The following is a 20405-nucleotide window of genomic DNA, read 5'->3' on the forward strand; positions in this document are numbered from 1 at the left end:
CAATCGGCGCACGTCGATTCTGCGAAAACCATTCCATAAAAGCTTATTTGCGGTTATCCGGTCGCATGACATAACTTGAGGTGCATGGGCTTGAATTAACGGAGCATGCACGATGGCAAATTCAGCGACAGCTATCTGGGACGGATTTCGGCATCCACGTAACGTGCTGCGGCACTGGGTCAGGCGTCAGACCCGTGAAATCCACGATGAACGTTTGGACGAAGCAGTGGTGTCGTCGGTCCACCATGCCAACTCAACCGAGCGGCTTGAGCGCATTGCGGCCTATGCGCGAACCGGCTATTTCCACGTCGAATACACCGCAGGCATGTTCGTGGTTCCGCTCGACATTCCGCCGGAATGAACGCAGCGACGCTTTGCAGCGCGCCTTTTTCCAGCGCATAACTTTCCACGAATCGTTATTTCCATCCCGCGTGGTAATCGCCTAGGCTGAATTATCGGGTGCCTATGTCAATTGCCGCCGCGCGTCGCGTGTTGCGGCTAAATGCGATGGAGATGTCGATGGTTGCCACTATTGAGCAAAAGAAAGAAGACGGCTCCGCGCGCCTGGCGTGGATCGCCGGTGTCGGCGCGAGCGCCGGACTCGGGGCCGCACTCGCGCGACGCTTCTCGAGCGAAGGCCTGACGGTCGCCGTGACGGGACGTTCGCGCGAGCGACTCGACGCGGTAGTCGCCGAAATTCGCGCCCACGGTGGCCATGCAATCGCGTTGCCGGGCGATGTCACCAGCGAAGACGATCTGGCCGCTATAGCGCGTCAACTGGCTGATACCGGCACGCTCGAAGCCGCGATCTTCAACGCAGCGGGTGCGATCCGTGCGCCGACGCTGGAATTGTCCGCGGAGCAATTCGAGGCGGCGTGGCGTGTGACTACACTCGGTGGATTCCTGTTCGCCCGCGCTGCACTGCAACTACTGCTTGAGAGCGGAAGCGGCTCGTTACTTTTCACTGGCGCAACCGCGTCGCTGCGAGGACGTCCGCCGTTCGCGGCATTCGCGTCGGCCAAAGCCGGCTTGAGATCTTTGACTCAAAGTCTTGCCCGCGAATTCGGGCCGCGAAATATTCATGTCGCGCATGTGGTGGTCGACGGCGGTATCGACGGCGAGCGTCTGCGCACGGCGTCGCCGCAACGGGTGGCCGAGCGCGGTCCCGACGGCCTGCTGAATCCCGCCGATATCGCCGACGCGTACTGGCATCTGCATCGGCAAGGTCGAAGCGCGTGGTCGCAGGAAATCGATTTGCGGCCGTTCAATGAGTCGTTTTAACGTGATGAGGACGTGAACATGAGCGAGATCGTCATCGATACGCCCGCGTCGGCCACAACAATCGACGCAGAATTGAATTACCTCGAATTTACCGGGGAAAAGCCCGTTTCGTATCAATACGATCCGCCGCCGGGCGTCCCGAAACGCAGTGGCGTGTATCGCGCACATCGGGTGCCGATTTCAAACGCGCGTGTCGCGCCACCGCCCGGCGCGTTATCGATCGATAGAAACGGTTTCGAACTGCATCGGCAACCGAGCGCGTTACGCGATTTTTCGGACCCGGCCCAGATCAAATCGATCTATTACCCGGAAGCAGAATTGCTGCTCAAACGCGCTACCGGTGCAAGACGGGTGGTGGTGTTCGATCACACGCTGCGTGACGGAAGACCGGAGCGCACCGATGGCGTGCGGGAGCCGGTCAAGTACATTCATAACGATCAGACCTTCGTGTCGGGGCCGCGAAGGGTACGCGATCACCTGCCTACAGGTGAAGCAGAGCAGTTGTTGCAAGGCCGCGTGGCGATTGTCAACCTGTGGCGGCCGATTGGCGACACCGTGCAATCGTCACCGCTGGCGCTGTGTGATTCGCGCAGTATCGCGCTGAACGATCTGGTGGCATCAGACCTTGTTTATCCAGACAAGGTCGGCGAGACCTACGCGCTGGTGTTCAATCCGCGGCATCGCTGGTACTACTTTCCGCACATGACGCCCGACGAATACCTGCTGCTGAAAATCTACGATTCGGCGGGTGATCCGATTGCACGGCTCAGTGCGCACACAGCGTTCGACGATCCGACATCGCCACCCGATGCACCCGCGCGCCGCAGTATCGAATTGCGCTCGCTGCTGTTCTTCTGAGGCAGGCTTCTTTCGCCAGTCGACATAGCAAACGAGGGCGATGCGCCGATGGCGGACGCGAGCAATTGCGCGTCCGCAACGGCCTATGGAGATGTTATCGAACCAGCGCCACCTCATCTTTCGCCAGAACATGACGGTTCACTGGCCGTGGCAACCCGAGATTGTCGCGCAGCGTACTGCCTTCGTATTCGGTGCGGAACAGGCCGCGCTTTTGCAACTCCGGTACGACCAGTTCCGCGAATTCCGTGAGCCCGCCGGGCAGCCACGGCGACATGATATTGAAGCCGTCAGCGCCTTCTTCTTCGAACCATTGCTGCAACTGGTCCGCGATGCTTTGCGGCGTGCCGACCACCTGAAGATGCCCACGCGCGCCCGCTATCCGCAAATACAGGTCACGTATGGTCAGATTCTCGCGACGCGCCAGATCGAGCAACAGACGTTGCCTGCTTTTACCGCCATTCGTCTCCGGGAGTTCGGGAAACGGCCCGTCTACCGGATATTCCGACAGATCGACGCCGCCCGACATATTGGACAACAGCGACAAGCCGACCGTCGGATGAATCAGGTTTTGCAACGCGTCGAACTTCTCCTGTGCTTCTTCCTGGGTCCTGCCGATCACCGGGAAAATGCCGGGCATGATTTTCAGATGATCCGGCTGTCGTCCATATCGAGCGAGCCTGCCTTTGATGTCGCGATAAAACGCCTGTGCCTCTTCGAGCGTTTGATGCGCGACGAAGATAACTTCCGCAGTTTGCGCGGCCAACTCCTTGCCGGCATCTGACGCACCCGCCTGCACGACGACCGGCCAGCCTTGCGGCGAACGCGCGACGTTCAGCGGACCGCGCACCTTGAAGTGCGTGCCGCGATGGTTGAGCGTATGGAGCTTGTCCTGATCGAAGTACACGCCGCTGTCCTTGTCGCGAATGAAGGCGTCGTCTTCCCAGCTATCCCAGAGGCCTGCGACCACGTCATAGAATTCACGCGCGCGTTCATAACGCACCGCGTGATCGGGGTGTTGTTCGAAATTGAAGTTGAGTGCTTCGGACTCGGTGCTCGACGTGACCAGATTCCATCCCGATCGGCCGCCGCTCAGATGATCGAGAGACGCAAATTTGCGGGCCAGGTTATACGGCTCGTTGAAGGTCGTCGACACCGTTGCGATCAGCCCGATATTGCGCGTGACAACCGACAACGCGGACAGCAATGTAATCGGCTCGAAGTGATCGGCGCGCGCGGTTCGCGACAGCGAAGCCAGGTTGCTATCGCGGACGCTGACGCTGTCAGCGAAAAAAATCGCGTCGAATTTTGCGCGCTCTGCGATCTGTGCGAGCTCGGCGTAGTGCTGAAAATCGAGTCCGCCGCCCGCATGCGCGTCGGGATGCCGCCACGCGGCGATGTGATGGCCGGTTTCCATCAGGAACGCGCCGAGTCTGATCTGCCGTTTGCTCTTGCTCATCATTTTCTCCATCGACTACCGTTGTTTTTAGCTGTCTTTTACCGTCGTTCCACGCGTTACCACGCGAGGCGCCATTCCGTGATGGGCGGGTTTGGAGCGGTAGCCGGCGATTTCAGACCGTCGTTGCCGTCGAACGGCTTATCGCTTGCAACGTCCGCCTCACCAAAATCCGCGACGATCTCGTCACGCAAGCGAATGAACCGTGGATCGCTACGCTCGCGCGGTCGTGGCAATCCGATATCGACGATTCGTTTGATACGCCCAGGGCGCGGGGCCATCGTCACCACGCGATCGCCGAGGTACACGGCTTCGTCCACGTCGTGCGTGACGAGGATCATCGTGATGTGTTCCTGTTGCCAGATACGCTGCAATTCGTTTTGCAGACGCCCACGAGTCAACGCGTCAAGCGCGCCGAATGGCTCGTCGAGCAACAGCACGCGCGGCCGGTTGACCAGTCCGCGTGCAATCGCGACACGCTGCGCCATACCGCCCGACAATTGATTCGGGTACGCGTTTTCAAAGCCCTTCAGACCAACCAGCGCGATGTGTTCGGCGACTGCATCGCGCTTCTGTTTCGCTGAAAGCGGCGCGTTACGCAACGCAGCCTGAATGTTTTGCGACGCGGTGAGCCACGGAAACAGCCGGTGGTCCTGAAACACGATCCCGCGTTCGAGCGACGTATCGCGCACCCGTTCACCGCCGACAAGAATCTCGCCGGTGTAATCGGTATCGAGGCCAGCGATCAGACGCAACAACGTCGACTTGCCGCAACCGCTCGAACCGAGCACGCTGACGAATTCGCCGGGTCGTACATGCAGGCTGACGTCGTCGAGTACTTCCAGCGTCTTGCCGTGCTGGATATAGCGCTTTCGAACGTGGCGAATGTCGAGCCCTTCCAGTTCTGATGCAACAGTGGTCATGAGAACGGTCCTGTATCAGTTAGCGGACAAGCTGCATTTGAAGCGTGTGCGTCAGGATGCGCTCAACGTAGTCGCTTCACGCGACGGACGCACCGTGCGCCGTGCAAAAATGGCCCGCTCGACAGCGCGAGCCAGCGAGTTGAGCGCCCAACCGGTCAAGCCGACGACGATGATCCCCAGCAGCACCAGATCCATCCTGAACTGCTCGCTGCCGTCGATCAGCAGATTGCCGATGCCGCTGCCCGAAACCAGCAGGTACTCGGCGCCAAGTGTCGCGAGCCACGAATAGATCAGCGCGAGATAGATGCCGGTGAAGATCGACGGCAGGGCGGCGGGAAGAATCACGTGTGCGACGAGTTGCAATCGCGTATAGCGGAACGCGCGAGCCACTTCGATATAGCTGCGCGGCACGGCATGAATGCCGTCGCACGTGTGCGCGGTGACGGGCAGCAATGCCGCGAGTGAGAGGAAAACGACCTTGGCGGCATCGCCGAGGCCGAACCACACTGAAATCAGCGGAATCCACGCGAATAGCGAGATCTGCTTGAACGTATCGAAGCTCGGCCCGACCATCCGCCGCGCGATCGGTGAGAAACCCAGCAGGCCGCCAAGCAGCAGTCCGCCGACGGTGCCAATGACAAACCCGCAAGCCTCGCGTGCCAGTGACGCGGATAACGCACGCACCAACGCGCCGCTCTGCAGTTGTTGCGTGCCGGCATGCAGAACCGCCAGAGGGCTCACCAGCAGGCCGCTTTTGACCAGGTGCAATGCCGATATCGCCGACCATAGCGCGACCGCAATGGCGGGCAATACGAGGCCGCGCCACGCAGCGCTTCGTCGGCTGAGAAAGGTGCTTTTCTTTTTTCGCTCGACGGGCAGATCGCAACTGCAGGGCGGCGGTCCGTTGCGGGCAGTGAAGATCGAAGGAAAGCGCATGTGAGCTCCTTTGCGGTGACACGGTTTCAGTCCCGAAACGCGGACGGCTGGCCGCGCCTCAGACGCGTTTCGAGTGCTTCGAGCAGACGGTTCACGACGAATCCGATCGCGCCGACCATGACGACCGACGCCATCACCAGATCGAGCTGGAACAGTTGCCTGCCATAAACGATGAGATAGCCAAGTCCTTCAGACGAAGCAACCAGCTCGACCACGACCAGCGCCAGCCACGCTTTCGTAAATGCCAGCCTCACGCCTGTTGCCAGCGTCGGCACCGCAGCGGGCAGCACGACGTGGACAATCCGCTGCCAGTGGCTGTACCCATAACCTCGCGCGACTTCTTCGAGGTTCTGCGGCGACTGCCGGAAGCCCTGTAACGTGCTGAGCGTGACCGGCACAAGCGCCGCATGCGCGATCAGGATGTATTTGAGCGGTTCACCCACGCCGACCAGCAGCAACAGAAACGGCAGCCAGCCCAATACGGGAATCTGCACGAGCGCGTTGAAGCCAGGCAGCACGTATGCTTCGAACGTGCGCGACAGACCGAGCGCCGCGCCGGTCACGAAGCCGAGCAGCGTCCCGATGGCGAAACCGAATACCACGCGTTGCAAGCTGATTAGCGTGTTACTCGCGAGGTCGCCGTTACGCGCGAGCTCCACGAACGTTTCGTAGACACGCGACGGCGGCGGCAGAATCTGCGGCGCGATCCAGCCCCGCTCGCAGCCGATGGTCCACAGCGCGAATAGCGTTGCGGGCAGCAGCCACGGTGCAACGTGCCAGGCGATTTTGCGCAGCCGTTTGCGTGCGCGCGGAGCGTGACGCTGAGCGCTGCGCGCATCGCCATTCGCGGTGGGAAGGGGGATTGCCGTTTCGCTCATCGTCTCGCTCCGTGGTGGGTTAGCGCAGTTAGCTCAGCGGCTTACCGGCCGCGTCGTAACGGGTCCAGTAGTGGTCGAGATTTTGCGTATGCAGCGCGTTGTCGAGATAGTGCGGCTCGAACCAGCTGTCGACATCGACGGGTTGGCGGATCAGCTTCAGCTTGAGCGCGTCTTGCGCCACCGACTTATAGCGCGCGACGATGAACGGGTCGATCAATGGCGAATTGCGTGCCTTCAGCGGCTGGTTCGCAAACTCCGCCTGCCATTGCGCGACATCCACGCCGCTTTGCGCCCACAGCTTGAATAGCGCGTCCCGGTTCGTTTCGTCGGACGACCATTGCGAACCCTTGACGAATGCATTCACTACCCGCTGCACGATGTCCGGGTGCGCATGCTCGAAGTCGTCCACGACCAGCAGATGCGATTGACGCGTGAATTGCGGGCCATCGTTCTGCGATTCGTAGATGATCTTCGCGAGCCCCTGGTCGCGGAGTTTGTAAAGGTGATAGTCGTTAGTCGATGCGTCGATTCCTTTCGACGCCAGTGCCGCGAGCGAGCTTGCGGCGTCCAGGTTGATCACATGCAGATCGCGTTCGTCGAGTTTGTTCGCGGCGAGCGCGTTGTCGACCACCAGTTGCAGATTGGTGCCGCGAAATATCCCGACGCGGCGGCCCTTCAGATCCTTGATCGTGTGAATGTCGGAGTCGGGCGGCACGGCGATCTTGACGCCGGCGCGAACGCCGGACTCCAGCAGGATGTGTGTCTTCAGACCGTTGGCCCGCGCGAGTACCGAGGGCAGGTCGCCTTGAAACGCGAAGTCCAGCGACTTGTCGGCGATGGCCTCGTTGACCGCCGGACCCGCGCCCTTGAAAAAGAGCCACTGGACCTTGATGCCGTCAGCCGCGAATTCTTTTTCGAGCCGCTGCTGCAATTGCACCGTTGCGGCTGGCGAGCCGCCAAAAGTTGGCGGGTCGCCGATGCCCTGTTGAGCGACGCCAATACGAATAACGGCGGGTTTATCGGCATACGCGTGAAGCGTCGCCGTCGCCAACGCGGCGAACATCGCCAGAGATTTCAGTAGTTTGAAATAGCGCATGGTTCCGTGGCAGGCAAGGTCGACCGGCGCATTCACGCACGCACTGGCGTGCCGGATGCGCCGGTGAAAACAGGAAGATCAGAAGTCGTAGCCGGCACCTGGTGCGCCCGGTCCACCCGCAGGCGACGCCGGAGCCGCATCCTTCGGCACCTCGTGCACGGTGGCGTCGGTCGTGAGAAGGAGTGACGCCACTGATGCCGCGTTTTGCAGCGCCGTACGCGTGACCTTGGTCGGATCGAGCACGCCCGATTCCACGAGGTCGCCATATTCGCCGGTCTGCGCGTTGTAGCCGAAATTGCCGCTGCCTTCCGCGACCCTCGCGACCACTACGCTCGCTTCTTCACCGGCGTTCGTCACGATCTGACGCAGCGGTTCTTCCAGCGCACGCAGCACGATGCGGATGCCCGCGTCCTGATCGGCGTTGACGCCCTTGAGTCCGCTGATCGCCTTTCGCACGCGAATCAGGGCAACGCCGCCGCCCGGCACGATGCCTTCCTCGACCGCCGCGCGTGTGGCGTGCAGCGCGTCGTCGACACGATCCTTCTTTTCCTTGACCTCGATTTCAGTCGCGCCGCCGACCTTGATCACCGCCACGCCGCCCGCCAGTTTCGCGACGCGTTCCTGCAGCTTTTCGCGATCGTAGTCCGAGCTGGCTTCGTCGATCTGCGTGCGAATCTGCTTCACGCGCGCTTCGATGTTCACGCGCTCGCCCGCGCCGTCGATCACGGTCGTGTTCTCCTTGCCGACTTCGATGCGCTTGGCCTGGCCCAGCTCGGCGAGCGTCGCTTTTTCCAGCGACAAACCCGTTTCTTCCGCGATCACCTGGCCGCCTGTGAGGATGGCGATATCTTCGAGCAGCGCTTTGCGGCGGTCGCCGAATCCTGGTGCCTTGACCGCCACCGTTTTCAGAATGCCGCGAATGTTGTTGACCACCAGCGTGGCGAGCGCTTCGCCTTCGACATCTTCCGCGATGATGAGCAGCGGGCGGCCTGCTTTCGCGACCTGTTCGAGTACCGGCAAAAGATCGCGGATGTTCGAGACTTTCTTGTCGTGCAACAGCACGAAAGGATTGTCCAGAATCGCAACCTGCTTGTCCTGATCGTTGATGAAATACGGCGACAGGTAGCCACGATCGAATTGCAGGCCTTCGACCACGTCGAGTTCATCGTCGAGCGATTTGCCGTCTTCAACGGTGATGACGCCTTCCTTGCCGACGCGGTCGATCGCCTCGGCAATTCTCTGGCCAATCGATTCTTCGCCGTTCGCCGAGATGGTCGCGACTTGTGCAATCTCCTTGCTTGTCGTGGTCGGCTTACTGATCTTCTTCAGTTCATCGATTGCCGCGACGACGGCTTTGTCGATGCCGCGTTTCAGGTCGAGCGGATTCAGACCTGCCGCGACATACTTCTGTCCCTCGCGAACGATGGCTTGCGCGAGCACCGTAGCGGTGGTCGTGCCGTCACCGGCTGCGTCGCTGGTGCGCGACGCAACTTCCTTCACCAGTTGAGCGCCGATGTTCTGCACGCGATCCTGCAATTCGATTTCCTTCGCGACCGACACGCCGTCCTTGGTCACGACGGGCGAGCCGAACGAGCGTTCCAGCACCACGTTGCGGCCCTTCGGACCGAGCGTCACCTTGACGGCGTTCGCGAGAATATTCACGCCTTCGACGAGTTTCGAACGTGCTACATCGCTAAAAATGATTTCTTTTGCGGCCATGATCGGAATTCCCTTATTGAGTGACGACAGCGACGACGTCTTCTTCGCGCAGCACCAGAAGTTCGGCGCCATCCACCTTCACGGACTGTCCTGCGTATTTGCCGAACAGCACACGTTCGCCGACCTTCAGGTCCGGTTCGATACGCTTGCCGTCGCTATCGCGCTTGCCCGGTCCGATTGCGATAACTTCGCCCTGGTCCGGCTTTTCGGCGGCGCTTTCCGGAATCACGATTCCCGAGGCGGTCTTGGTTTCCTGATCGAGACGTTTGACGATCAGGCGGTCGTGCAGTGGACGTAGGCTCATAAGTCGAATGGATTCGTTAAAGATTTGGCACTCGTCGAAGGTGAGTGCTGACCGGGATCGAGTATAGAAATGCACCGTTGCACGTTCCAATAACGAATCCTCGAATCGTTATCTGCGAATCTTATTAACGTCGTGGGCGGGCAGACCAACATCAGGTTGGGTATTCATAGAAATGAACCCAATCCAGCACGGCGAATATTCATAGCTCAATTCACTGGTTTAGCGAAAATCGCTGCGTCCCTATACTGATTCGTTGCGCGAGCAGGCGCGGTTTCGCCGCTTGCTCCATCAAAGACTCTGATCGGATAGAAGGATCGTTCGCGATCCGTCTGCACTTATAAAAGGAAAGCATGTATGCCGGACTCCCGCAAAACTGAAGCGCCAGCGACACTCGACGACGCACTGGCCGCACTGCCAGCGCTGGCCAAAGCAATTGGAGAGGACGCTGCGCAACGCGAGGCGCGGCGCGAGTTGCCGTTCGATCGTTTCGACCTGTTTCGTCAGTCGGGGCTAGGCGTACTGCGTTTTCCGGTTGAGTGGGGTGGACTCGGCGGGTCGCTGGAGGACCTCATTCATGTCGTTACGTCGATTGCCGCCGCGGAGTCGAATGTCGCGCACGCTCTGCGAATCCATTACGACCAGACCGAACAACTACTGCTTTCGCCTCGCTCGGCATTCAACGACACGCAGATCGAGCGCGTGCGCAGTGGTGCGATTTTTGGCGGTGCGTCGACGGAACGCGGCACGTCGCGTCCCGGTGAAATCGTCACGAAACTCGTGCGCGACGGTGACAATTTCCGCGTGACCGGCAAGAAGTACTATTCGACCGGCACTGCGTTCTCCGACTACGCGCGTATCAATGTTCAGGACGAAAACGACGAGAAAGTGTCGATTGTCATTCCGGTGTCGCGCGAAGGTCTGACGGTACTCGACGACTGGGACGGCATGGGCCAGCGCATGACGGCGAGCGGCAGTCTCGTTCTGGATAACATGCAGGTTCTGGCACATGAAGTGGCGACGCGCGGCTATACGAGTCTCGCCGGGCGTCATGGCAGTGCGCTGCGTCAACTGCATCTGGTCGCCGTGGCAGCGGGCATTGTGCGCAATATTCTCGCGGACGCACGGCGCTATGTCGTCGAACATGGCCGCCCGGTGTTACATAGTCCGGCACCGTCCGCGCGCGAAGACGGCTTCGTGCAGCAGGTAGTGGGCGATCTTGCCGCGCATAGCCTCTCTATCGACGCGCTGGTGCAACAGAATGCGCGGACGCTGGACCGCTCGGCGAAAGCGATCCGCAACGGCGCCGCGAACGCCGAAGAGCTGGTGCTGGAAGGTGCGCTCGCCACGGCCAAGACCCAACTCGTGGTGAGCAAGCTGGCGTTGTATGCAGGCGAGCGGCTGTTCGAGATTGGCGGTGCATCGGCGACCGCGCGCGCGCATAACTTCGATCGCCACTGGCGCAATCTGCGAACCATCTTCAGCCATAACCCGCTGCTGCACAAGGCGCGGGTCATTGGCGAATACGAACTGAACGGCGTGACCACGCATCTGACCGAAGGGCGTGTGTTCTAGTTTTTCGCCTACTTAACATGTCAACCAAAGCAGGGGCGGCGAGTCATTAGCGGCCCCCGTTCGATCGATCTCCTTTCCATCGACGCAACCGCCTTTGGTATTGCACTGCCATTGGCGCTACCTGTCAAAACCGAAAGGCGGCGTCGCGCCGCTTTCATCATCAAGCGATCCCACACGTTACTGGTAAGCCTTTCGTCCGCCTGCTGCTTTGCATATGCGGAACGATTGGTTCTGTCGGCAGCGCTGCTGCTTTATCGTAAGTGCTGCGGCAGCGACGTTGCCGACCACACTATGACGATATCTCGCGCGGCAAAACCGGCGGGTGCTGGCTAAAGGATCTGGATCACATGGCAGGGCTGAATCGACGCAGTTTTCTGATTTCATCGGGGGCGGCGCTCGCCGCGACGGGTTTGCCTTCGCTGGTTCGCGCGCAAGCCGACGGCGTGACGCCGAAGCGGGGCGGCACGCTAAACATGTTGATTAACCCGGAGCCGCCGGTTCTCGTGTCGATTTTCCAGACGACGGGGCCGGCGCTGGTCGCCAGTTCGAAAGTTCTGGAAGGGCTGCTTGCCTACGATTTCGATCTGAAGCCAAAGCCGCAACTGGCGACTGCATGGACCGTCAGTCCCGATGGTCTGAAGTACACGTTCACACTGCGTCAAAACGTAAAGTGGCATGATGGTCAGCCTTTTACGTCGGCTGACGTCGCATTTTCTATCGACCTGCTCAAGTCGGTGCATCCGCGTGGACGCAGCACATTTGCCAACGTCACGCGAGTCGCGACCCCGGACGCACGCACCGCAGTGATCGAGTTGTCGAAGCCCGCGCCGTATCTGCTGAAGGCGTTGTCGGCTGGAGAATCGCCAATCGTACCGAAGCACCTGTACGCATCCGGCGACCCGCTGACCAATCCGCACAACAACGCGCCCATCGGCACGGGGCCGTTCCGCTTCAAATCGTGGACCCGTGGCGCCAATATCGTTTATGAGCGCAATCCGGATTACTGGGACGCAGGCAAACCTTATATCGACGGCCTCGTATTCAAGGTGATCCCGGACGCAGCCGCGCGATCCGCAGCCTTCGAAACGGGCGCACTCGATCTGGGCGGTGAAAATCCGGTGCCGTTGACCGACCTGCCGCGTCTTACCCAGTTGCCGCAATTGAGCATTGAAACGCGCGGCTATCGCTTTCTCGAACCGCAATCGGAGATCGATTTCAATCTCGATCATCCGATTCTAAAAGACCTGCGGGTACGTCAGGCGATTGCGCATGCGATCAATCCGCAAGTCGTGCAACGCACGATTGCATACGGTTATGCCGAACTGTCGCCCACGCCGATCACGCCGGGTTCGCCCTATCACGATGGGAAGCTTGCGCCGTACGCATTCGATATCGGCAGCGCGGAAAAGCTGCTCGATGCAGCGGGGTATCCGCGTAAGGACGGTGGTGTGCGCTTCCGTCTCACTCACGATTTCCTGCCGTATGGCGACATGTACCGTCGCCAGGCCGACTATGTGAAGTCGGCGCTCTCGCGAGTCGGGATCGATGTGACGGTGCGCTCGCAGGATCTGCCCGCGTTCCTGAAGCGCGTGTACGCAGACCGCCAGTTCGATTTCACGAGCATCGGCGTGAATACGCTGTTCGATCCGAGTGTGGGCGTACAGCGTCTTTACTGGTCGAAGAATATTCGACCCGGTGTGCCGTTTTCGAACGCGCCGCACTATAGCAACGCCGATGTCGACCGCTTGCTTGAAACGGCGTCAGTCGAAACCGATGAGAGCAGGCGCGTCGAGTTGTATCAACAGTTCCAGCAGATCGTCTATCGCGATCTGCCGATTCTCAACCTCGTCGCGCCGCGCATGGTCACGCTCGCGAACCGGCGTGTGCATAACCACACGGTGTCCGCGCAAGGCCTCGAAGGCAATCTCGCGGATGTTTACCTGAGCGCATGAGCCCACGCATGACAGGAGAGCGGCAATGAGTCGAGGTATGCGTTTCGGCGCGATAGTGCGCCGCACAGCGTGGCAGGCGTTGCCGACCATAATCGGTATCGTGATCCTGAACTTCTTTCTGCTGAAGCTGATGCCGGGAGACGCGGCCGACGTGCTCGCCGGTGAATCCGGTTCGGCAACCTTGGAGACGATGCAGGTTCTGCGCGCGAAGTTCGGATTGGATCAACCGGTTCTGCACCAGTTGTGGTCGTACCTATCGCATCTGGCGCACTTCAGCCTCGGCTATTCGCCGCGTTACGACATGCCGGTGATGCAACTGATCCTGTCGCGTTTGCCGAATACGTTGTTGCTGATGGGCGTGGCGTTGTCGTTCGCTATTGTGGTCGGCGTGGTGCTCGGCGCGGTGATGGCGCATTGGGCCGGCAAGTGGCCTGATCGCGTGCTGTCGGTACTGGCATTGTTTTTCTATTCGACGCCGGGCTTCTGGATCGGGCTGCTCGCCATTGTGCTGTTCTCGGTGCACCTGGGCTGGTTGCCGAGCGGCGGTAATCAGACACTCGGTGTGTCGTTGCACGGGTTCGCCTATTTCGCCGATGCCGCGAAACACGTGCTGCTACCTGCCGCGACCTTGTCGACGTTTTTCATCGCGATCTACGCGCGGCTCACGCGCTCGGCGATGCTCGAAGTGCAGCGCCAGGATTTCGTCCGCACAGCGCAGGCAAAAGGATTGCACCCGTGGCGCGTGACCGTGCGCCATGTACTGCGCAACGCGCTGATGCCGTTGACGACAATCGTCGGCATTCATTTCGGCACGCTGCTCGGCGGTGCTGCGGTGACTGAAACCGTGTTCAGCTGGCCAGGCCTTGGACGCCTCGCACTCGACGCAGTCATGGCGCGCGATTTCAGCGTGCTGCTGGGCGTGCTGTTGCTGTCTTCATTGCTCGTGATCATCGCGAACGTGGTGGTCGATCTATTACAGGCATGGCTAGACCCGCGCGTCGCGTGATGTCCGATTCGACTCGCGTCCGCCCACTCGCTTCCCAGAGGAATGACATGTCTTCCGATTTACCCAATCTGATTTCCGCTTCGAATGAGCCGGTCGAATCGGCTGGCTCGGCTTGGCGACGTCAACTGGCGGGCAACCTGTTCGGCCGGTTTGGCGGCAGCCGTGCAAGCGCCACAGACATTTCCGCTTCGACGGCGAAGGGGCGTGGAATATGGCGTGCGTTGTTGCGTAATCCTTCAGCGCTCGCGGGGCTTTTTCTGCTGGCGGCTTTCCTTCTGCTCGCCGTGTTCGCCGGCCATCTGTTCCCCGGCGATCCACTCGACATGGTCGCCGCTCCATTCGAATGGCCCGGTACGGATCATCAATACTGGCTCGGCACCGATTCGCTCGGACGTGACGTGGCGGCGGGCATCGCTCACGGTACGCGCGTGTCGCTGCTGATCGGCGCATCATCCGCTGCGATCGGTCTCGTGATCGGCACGCTGGTGGGTGCAGCAGGCGGATTTTTCGGCGGATTGATCGATGACGTGCTGGTGCGTATCACTGAACTCTTTCAAACCATTCCGTCGTTTTTGCTGGTGATCGTGATCGTCGCGATTGGCAGCCCGAGCGTGACGATCATCGCGTTGGCGATTGGCGTCGCGTCGTGGCCCACCGTCGCGCGCATCGTGCGAGCGGAATTTCGCACGCTACGCCAGGCGGATTTCGTGCTGGCCGCACGCAGCCAGGGCTTCAGCAACGCGCGCATTATATTCGGCGAAATATTGCCCAACGCATTGCCGCCGGTGATCGTCACCGCATCGGTGATGGTGGCGAGCGCGATTCTGATCGAATCGTCACTGTCGTTTGTGGGCATGGGCGATCCGAATGTCGTCAGTTGGGGCGGCATGATCGGTTCCGGCCGCGACTCCTTGCGGACCGCGTGGTATCTGACGGCGGTGCCGGGTGCGGCGATCGTCCTCGCGGTGCTCGCACTGAATCTTCTCGGCGACGGCCTGAACGACGCGCTCAATCCGCGTCTGCGTCAACGCCCCTGAACAACTCGCGACCGACAACGTTACTGAGGATGCATCAAGTGAATAACGCGGCAAACCTGCTCGAAGTCCGTGATCTGCGTGTGAGTTTCGGCGCGCATGAGGCCGTGCGTGGAATCAGCTTCGACATTGCGCAAGGCGAGACGCTCGCGCTCGTCGGCGAATCGGGTTGCGGAAAATCGGCTACGGCGCTGTCTCTGATGCGGCTGGTGCCGACGCCAGGCCGCGTGACCGGCAGCCTGCGTTTCGACGGCCGCGAATTGCTCGATCTGTCGCCGCAGGAAATCCGCGCGGTGCGGGGGCAGCAGATTTCGATGATTTTCCAGGAGCCGATGACGTCGCTGAATCCTGTGCTGTCGATTGGCGCGCAGATCGTGGAGACGTTGCGTCAGCACGAGTCGCTGTCGAAGGCAGCCGCATGGAAACGCGCGGTCGAGTTGCTTGAACTGGTGCAGATTCCCGAGCCGCAGCGGCGTGTGCACGACTATCCGCACGAACTTTCGGGCGGCCAGCGTCAGCGCGTGATGATCGCGATGGCAGTCGCATGCCGCCCCAGGTTGCTGATCGCCGACGAACCCACTACCGCGCTCGACGTGACGATTCAGGCGCGCATTCTCGAACTGCTCGACGAACTGAAGCGCGAGCTGTCGATGTCGCTGCTGCTGATCACGCACGATCTCGGCGTCGTCGCGCAGCACGCGGATCGCGTCGCCGTGATGCTGGCGGGCCGGAAAGTCGAAGAAGCGACGGTTGGGCAACTGTTCACACAACCCCGACATGCTTATACGCGCGGCCTGCTCGGCGCGTCGCTCAATCTTGCCGACGACCTGCATCATCGCAAGTGGAAGTTGCCGGAAATCCGTCACGGTATCGCCGACGACGGCCAGCCGACTTTTGCCGTGATACCGCGCACTGCACGCACGGGCCAGAATGGCGAGCCGGCCTTTCCGGCCATCGCGATCGGCGGTGACGAGCCGCCGTTACTTGCGCTACACGACGTGCGGATTGACTATCCGCATCGGCATGGCAAGACGACATTGCGGGCGGTCGACGGTGTATCGCTGCAAATATCGCGCGGCGAAACGGTTGGGCTGGTCGGCGAATCCGGTTGCGGAAAGTCGACGTTGTCGAAAGCGATCATGCGGCTCGTGCCCGCCGCAGGCGGCCAGATCCTTTTGCGCGGCACCGATCTGGTGCCACTGCGCGAGCGCGAATTGCGACCGCTGCGCCGTCATGTGCAGATGGTGTTTCAGGACCCGTACGCATCACTGAATCCACGGCGCACGGTGGCGGAGATTCTGGATACGGTGCTGGTAGTCAACGGCATCGGCGATGCAAGGCAACGCCGGACGCGGATCGCCGCGATTCTCGATCGCGTCGGTTTGCCCGCGTCCGCGCTCGGCCGTTTTCCGCATGAGTTTTCCGGTGGTCAACGTCAGCGCATCGGCATTGCGCGTGCGCTCGTGCTCGAACCCGCTCTATTGATTTGCGACGAGCCCGTTTCCGCGCTCGACGTGTCGATCCAGGCGCAGATATTGAACCTGCTGGTGGAATTGAAACGCGACCTCGGACTCGCGTATCTGTTTATCTCGCACGACCTTTCGGTGGTGCGTTATATCGCCGACCGCGTGCATGTGATGCAGGCTGGACGCATTGTCGAAAGTGGCGATCACGCTGAGATCTGGCGCGCGCCCCGGCATGAGTACACGCGTACGCTGCTCAGCGCGATCCCCGGCAAGACGTTCGACGCGCAAGCTGCATAAGCCGAAAAAAGGCGGCCACGTAGCCGCCTTCTCATGCTTCACATTCAGTCTTTATCGAAGTACGCCGGAAGACGGAAACCATCGTAAAAGCGATTGCCGCGAATCGCGTGTTGGAAATCCACCGATTGATAAGCCTGCACGATATCCTGGGTCGCTCGTGCATCGCGGTTGCCAGCCCGGACCACCACCTGGTTGATATACGGCGGCGTCATCTGTTCGAGCGCGAGCGCGTCGGTCAGCTTGTGCCCGCTAAAAATCGCGAAATTGCCCTGAATCGCGGCGTAATCGACATCGTCCAGCGCACGAGGCGCCTGCGCTGAATCGAGTGGAACGATCTTGATTCCCGCCGGGTTGGCGATCACGTCCTGCTCGGTGACATCGACGGGATTCGGGTTCGGCTTGATCTTGATCCAGCCGATGCGTTGCAGGATCTTCAATGCGCGCTCCAGATTCACCGGATCGTTCGGCACCGCCACGCGCGCACCGGGCTTCACTTCGGCAAGCGAACGATGCCTGGTCGAGTAGAGGCCCATTGGCGGTGTCGGGACCTGCACGACGCCGACGAGATCGGTGCCGTTGCGGTCGTTATACGACTTCAGATAGACCTCGTGCTGCATCACGTCCGCCACGATATCCCCGCGATACACAGCCTGATTTGCTTCGAGACCGGTGCTGAACTCGATGTATTTGATCGTGTAGCCTTTCTTGCGCAACTGCGGTTCGACGCCGGCTTTGAATTCGTCGGCATAAGGTCCGGGAACGAAGCCGACGCGCAGTTCATGGGGCGCGCTGCTGTCGGCGGCACGCGAGGCGAGAGGAGCGAATGCGGCCATCACAACGAGCGTGCGGACGATACGGCGTCTCAAAGAAGAAACCGGGAAAGTGGAAGGCGTCATGTCGAATGGAGAGTGAGAGAACCAGGTCGGTCGCGCTGAACACGTGACGGCGATTCAGCGAAGTATGGAACTGGAACAGTTAATCATTCGGCATTCGGAATCCAAAACAACTAATTCTGCTTTCCAATTGAACCGGAAAGTAGTGAGACTGAAAGTAATCGAGTGACGATTGCCGCCAATGTTCTTCGTCGAGCTCATAACGTTATGAGCTTTGCTTGGTTGCTGTGCGTTGCACAGGCCGGTAACGTCGCTGGGATAAGTATGTTTCCCACTCGATTTATATTGACCCGGCAATCCTATGGCTCCGCGCATTACGTCGATCGATCAAGCAGCCCTCAGTTCAATGGAGTCGCGCCGTCGCACGTTGCTCAAAGCGGCCGCTGCGGGTGCGGCAGCATTTGCCGCCAGTACGCTATTGCCGTTGCAACGGGCGCACGCGCAGACCAATGGCAATGTGCTGCGGATCGGCTTTCAGAAATATGGGAATTTTGTGGTTCTGAAGGCGCAGGGCACGCTCGAAAAGCGCCTCGCGGCGCAAGGCGCGACGGTGCAATGGCTCGAATTTCCGGCGGGTCCGCAGCTTCTCGAAGGCCTGAATGCAGGTGCGGTCGATGTCGGCACCGTAGGTGAAACACCGCCGATTTTCGCGCAGGCGGCAGGCGTCGACTTCGTCTATATCGGCAACGAGCCGCCCGCACCAAAGGGCGAAGCGATCGTTGTGCAGCACGATTCGCCGATTCGCTCGGTGGCGGACTTGCGCGGCAAGAAGGTTGGGCTGAATCGCGGGTCGAATGTTCACTATCTGCTGGTCAAGGCATTACAGCGCGCGGGACTTTCCTACAGCGATATTCAACCGGTGTATCTGACACCTGCCGACGCGCGTGCAGCGTTCGTGCAGAACAGCATCGACGCATGGGTGATCTGGGACCCCTATCTGGCCGCAGCAGAACGGCAGGCCAACGCTCGCGTGCTGACCACGGGTGAAGGACTCGTGCGCAACACGCAGTATTACGTCGCCGCAAAAAAGTTCGCCGACACGCAGCCGCAATTGCTTCATACGCTATTGGCCGAACTCGATCAGGTCGATCAATGGAGCCGCACGCATATTCCGGCGGTCGCGAGCCAGTTGTCGCCGCTCGTCGGTCTCGATGCGCCGACACTCGAACTCGCGTTGAATCGGGCGAGTTACGGCGTGCAGCCCATCGATGCCGCGACGATCGACTACCAGCAGCAGATTGCCGACACGTTCACCGAGCTGAAGCTGATTCCGAGGAAGCTCGTCGTCGCCGATGCGAAATGGCGCACCACGTAGCGTGACGACAACGTCGCGCACGACGCGTCACCGATCCGTCAACCTCTTTTCGCCGACACTCCATGAGCAAACGTAGCGGGCAGTTGCGCCTCGGCGCGTTCCTTTATCCGACCGGCCATCACATTGCCGCGTGGCGGCATCCCGATACGCACGCCGACGCCGGACTCAATTTCCGCCACTATGTCGAACTGGCGCAGGCCGCCGAGGCCGCGAAGTTCGATCTCGTTTTTCTCGCGGATGGCGTGGGCACTCGCGGGGACAGCGTCGAATTTCTGAGCCGCACCGCGCACAGTTATGTCGCGCAGTTCGAGCCCATCACGTTGCTGTCCGCACTGGCTGCGGTGACGGAGCGCATCGGTCTGGTCGGCACCGCGTCGACGAGCTTTAACGAGCCGTATCACATTGCCCGCAAGTTCGCGTCGCTCGATCATATTAGTGGGGGACGTGCCGGCTGGAATCTGGTCACGTCTTCGAACGAACACGAGGCAAAGAACTTCAATCGCGACAGACATTTCGATCACGCCGAGCGTTATGAACGCGCGGCCGAATTTGCCGAGGTGACCGAGGGACTGTGGGACAGTTGGGAAGACGATGCGTTTGTACGCGACAAGGTGGAGGGCCGTTTTTTCGACCCAGCCAAACGTCACGTACTGGATCACAAGGGACGCTTCTTCCAGGTAAAGGGTCCGCTGAATGTTGCGCGCTCACCGCAGGGGCATCCGGTGGTGGTGCAGGCGGGATCGTCGGAAGCCGGGCGCGAATTGGCCGCGAGAACGGCGGAAGTCATTTTCACCGCGCAGCAAACCCTGCGCGACGCAGTGGATTTTTACGCGGACGTAAAGGGCCGTCTGGAAAAATATCGCCGTCGTCCCGATGATCTGAAGATCATGCCGGGCGTGTTTCCGATTGTCGGCCGCAGCGAATCCGAAGCGAAGGAGAAGTTCGAGGAATTGCAGTCGCTGATCGATCCGAAGGTAGGGCTCGCTCTGGTTTCGGGCCTGACCGGTGGCTTCGATCTGTCGGGTTATCCGCTCGATGGTCCGATTCCAGAATTGCCGGAAACCAATGCAAGCAAGAGCCGTCAATTGCTGACGATCGAGTTGGCGCGCCGCGAAAATCTGACGATTCGCCAGCTTTATTTGCGGATCGCCGGTGCGCGTGGTCACTGGCAACTTGTCGGCACGCCCGCGCAGATTGTCGACGAACTCGAAGAACGCTTCGTCAATTACGGTGCGGATGGCTTTAACGTGATGCCGCCTGTGCTGCCGAATGGACTCAATGATTTCATCGAACTGGTATTGCCCGAGCTTCGTCGGCGGGGATTGTTCCGCGACGAATACACCGGACGCACGTTGCGCGAGAACCTCGGTTTGCGGCGTCCGCAGAACCGGTATGTGGCCGGCGGGAATTAGCACGCTTACC

18 protein-coding genes are annotated in these 20405 nt (G+C 60.4%); 10 read left to right on the plus strand and 8 right to left on the minus strand.

The genetic code is table 11. The features are described 5' to 3' along the window. The first annotated feature begins 112 nt into the window (after nucleotides 1-112). The 3 genes from BLS41_RS34685 to BLS41_RS34695 all read left to right on the plus strand — a co-directional run bounded on the left by BLS41_RS34685 (nucleotide 113) and on the right by BLS41_RS34695 (nucleotide 2139). Nucleotides 113-361, plus strand: a complete 249-nt coding sequence (locus tag BLS41_RS34685) for a hypothetical protein (protein ID WP_074772579.1) — start codon at nucleotides 113-115, stop codon at nucleotides 359-361. Between the two features lie 158 nt (nucleotides 362-519). Continuing rightward, the gene (locus BLS41_RS34690; protein WP_074772582.1) at nucleotides 520-1281 is read left to right on the plus strand and encodes an SDR family NAD(P)-dependent oxidoreductase; all 762 of its coding nucleotides are present in this window, start codon (nucleotides 520-522) and stop codon (nucleotides 1279-1281) included. Between the two features lie 18 nt (nucleotides 1282-1299). Next, nucleotides 1300-2139: a CmcJ/NvfI family oxidoreductase gene (locus BLS41_RS34695; RefSeq protein ID WP_074772585.1), complete on the plus strand. Its 840-nt coding sequence runs from the start codon at nucleotides 1300-1302 to the stop codon at nucleotides 2137-2139. Between the two features lie 94 nt (nucleotides 2140-2233). On the opposite strand, the gene BLS41_RS34700 is transcribed toward BLS41_RS34695, so the two are convergent. The 7 genes from BLS41_RS34700 to BLS41_RS34730 form a co-directional block, all read right to left on the minus strand. Beyond that, on the minus strand, nucleotides 2234-3595 hold the full coding sequence (locus tag BLS41_RS34700) for an LLM class flavin-dependent oxidoreductase (protein WP_074772588.1): 1362 nt from the start codon (nucleotides 3593-3595) through the stop codon (nucleotides 2234-2236). Between the two features lie 56 nt (nucleotides 3596-3651). Beyond that, entirely contained in the window at nucleotides 3652-4515 is an 864-nt protein-coding gene (locus tag BLS41_RS34705) for an ABC transporter ATP-binding protein (RefSeq protein ID WP_074772591.1), read from the minus strand. Nucleotides 4516-4566: 51 nt separating this feature from the next. After that, on the minus strand, nucleotides 4567-5451 hold the full coding sequence (locus tag BLS41_RS34710) for an ABC transporter permease (protein WP_083380236.1): 885 nt from the start codon (nucleotides 5449-5451) through the stop codon (nucleotides 4567-4569). A gap of 26 nt (nucleotides 5452-5477) precedes the next feature. Beyond that, nucleotides 5478-6329, minus strand: coding sequence for an ABC transporter permease (locus BLS41_RS34715; RefSeq protein ID WP_074772595.1), 852 nt, complete (start codon nucleotides 6327-6329; stop codon nucleotides 5478-5480). A gap of 28 nt (nucleotides 6330-6357) precedes the next feature. Then, complete coding sequence (locus tag BLS41_RS34720; RefSeq protein ID WP_436972077.1) at nucleotides 6358-7392, minus strand: ABC transporter substrate-binding protein; 1035 nt, start codon at nucleotides 7390-7392, stop codon at nucleotides 6358-6360. A 111-nt stretch (nucleotides 7393-7503) separates the two neighbouring features. Further along, nucleotides 7504-9144 (minus strand): chaperonin GroEL, encoded by a 1641-nt coding sequence (gene groL / locus BLS41_RS34725; protein ID WP_074772600.1) that lies wholly within the window; start codon nucleotides 9142-9144, stop codon nucleotides 7504-7506. Between the two features lie 13 nt (nucleotides 9145-9157). After that, complete coding sequence (locus BLS41_RS34730; RefSeq protein ID WP_074772603.1) at nucleotides 9158-9448, minus strand: co-chaperone GroES; 291 nt, start codon at nucleotides 9446-9448, stop codon at nucleotides 9158-9160. Between the two features lie 354 nt (nucleotides 9449-9802). Between BLS41_RS34730 and BLS41_RS34735 the strand changes: the two genes are divergently transcribed. The 5 genes from BLS41_RS34735 to BLS41_RS34755 all read left to right on the plus strand — a co-directional run bounded on the left by BLS41_RS34735 (nucleotide 9803) and on the right by BLS41_RS34755 (nucleotide 16775). Continuing rightward, entirely contained in the window at nucleotides 9803-11020 is a 1218-nt protein-coding gene (locus tag BLS41_RS34735) for an acyl-CoA dehydrogenase family protein (protein WP_074772606.1), read from the plus strand. A 347-nt stretch (nucleotides 11021-11367) separates the two neighbouring features. After that, on the plus strand, nucleotides 11368-12972 hold the full coding sequence (locus tag BLS41_RS34740; protein ID WP_074772609.1) for an ABC transporter substrate-binding protein: 1605 nt from the start codon (nucleotides 11368-11370) through the stop codon (nucleotides 12970-12972). A gap of 25 nt (nucleotides 12973-12997) precedes the next feature. Next, the gene (locus BLS41_RS34745) at nucleotides 12998-13978 is read left to right on the plus strand and encodes an ABC transporter permease (RefSeq protein ID WP_074772612.1); all 981 of its coding nucleotides are present in this window, start codon (nucleotides 12998-13000) and stop codon (nucleotides 13976-13978) included. 47 nt (nucleotides 13979-14025) lie between these two features. Further along, nucleotides 14026-15015, plus strand: coding sequence for an ABC transporter permease (locus BLS41_RS34750; protein ID WP_074772615.1), 990 nt, complete (start codon nucleotides 14026-14028; stop codon nucleotides 15013-15015). A gap of 29 nt (nucleotides 15016-15044) precedes the next feature. Beyond that, complete coding sequence (locus tag BLS41_RS34755) at nucleotides 15045-16775, plus strand: ABC transporter ATP-binding protein (protein WP_074772618.1); 1731 nt, start codon at nucleotides 15045-15047, stop codon at nucleotides 16773-16775. A 44-nt stretch (nucleotides 16776-16819) separates the two neighbouring features. Here the strand turns inward: BLS41_RS34755 and BLS41_RS34760 are convergent, their stop codons facing one another. Further along, nucleotides 16820-17671 (minus strand): MetQ/NlpA family ABC transporter substrate-binding protein, encoded by an 852-nt coding sequence (locus BLS41_RS34760; RefSeq protein WP_074772621.1) that lies wholly within the window; start codon nucleotides 17669-17671, stop codon nucleotides 16820-16822. A 343-nt stretch (nucleotides 17672-18014) separates the two neighbouring features. On the opposite strand from BLS41_RS34760, the gene BLS41_RS34765 reads away from it, so the two are divergent. Beyond that, a complete protein-coding gene (locus BLS41_RS34765; protein WP_253189882.1) occupies nucleotides 18015-18983 on the plus strand; it encodes a sulfonate ABC transporter substrate-binding protein in 969 nt (322 codons plus the stop codon). Nucleotides 18984-19045: 62 nt separating this feature from the next. After that, nucleotides 19046-20395, plus strand: a complete 1350-nt coding sequence (locus BLS41_RS34770; RefSeq protein WP_074772627.1) for an LLM class flavin-dependent oxidoreductase — start codon at nucleotides 19046-19048, stop codon at nucleotides 20393-20395. Nucleotides 20396-20405 lie beyond the last annotated feature (10 nt).

Origin of the sequence: Paraburkholderia fungorum (genome assembly GCF_900099835.1) — a bacterium.
GTDB lineage: Bacteria > Pseudomonadota > Gammaproteobacteria > Burkholderiales > Burkholderiaceae > Paraburkholderia > Paraburkholderia fungorum_A.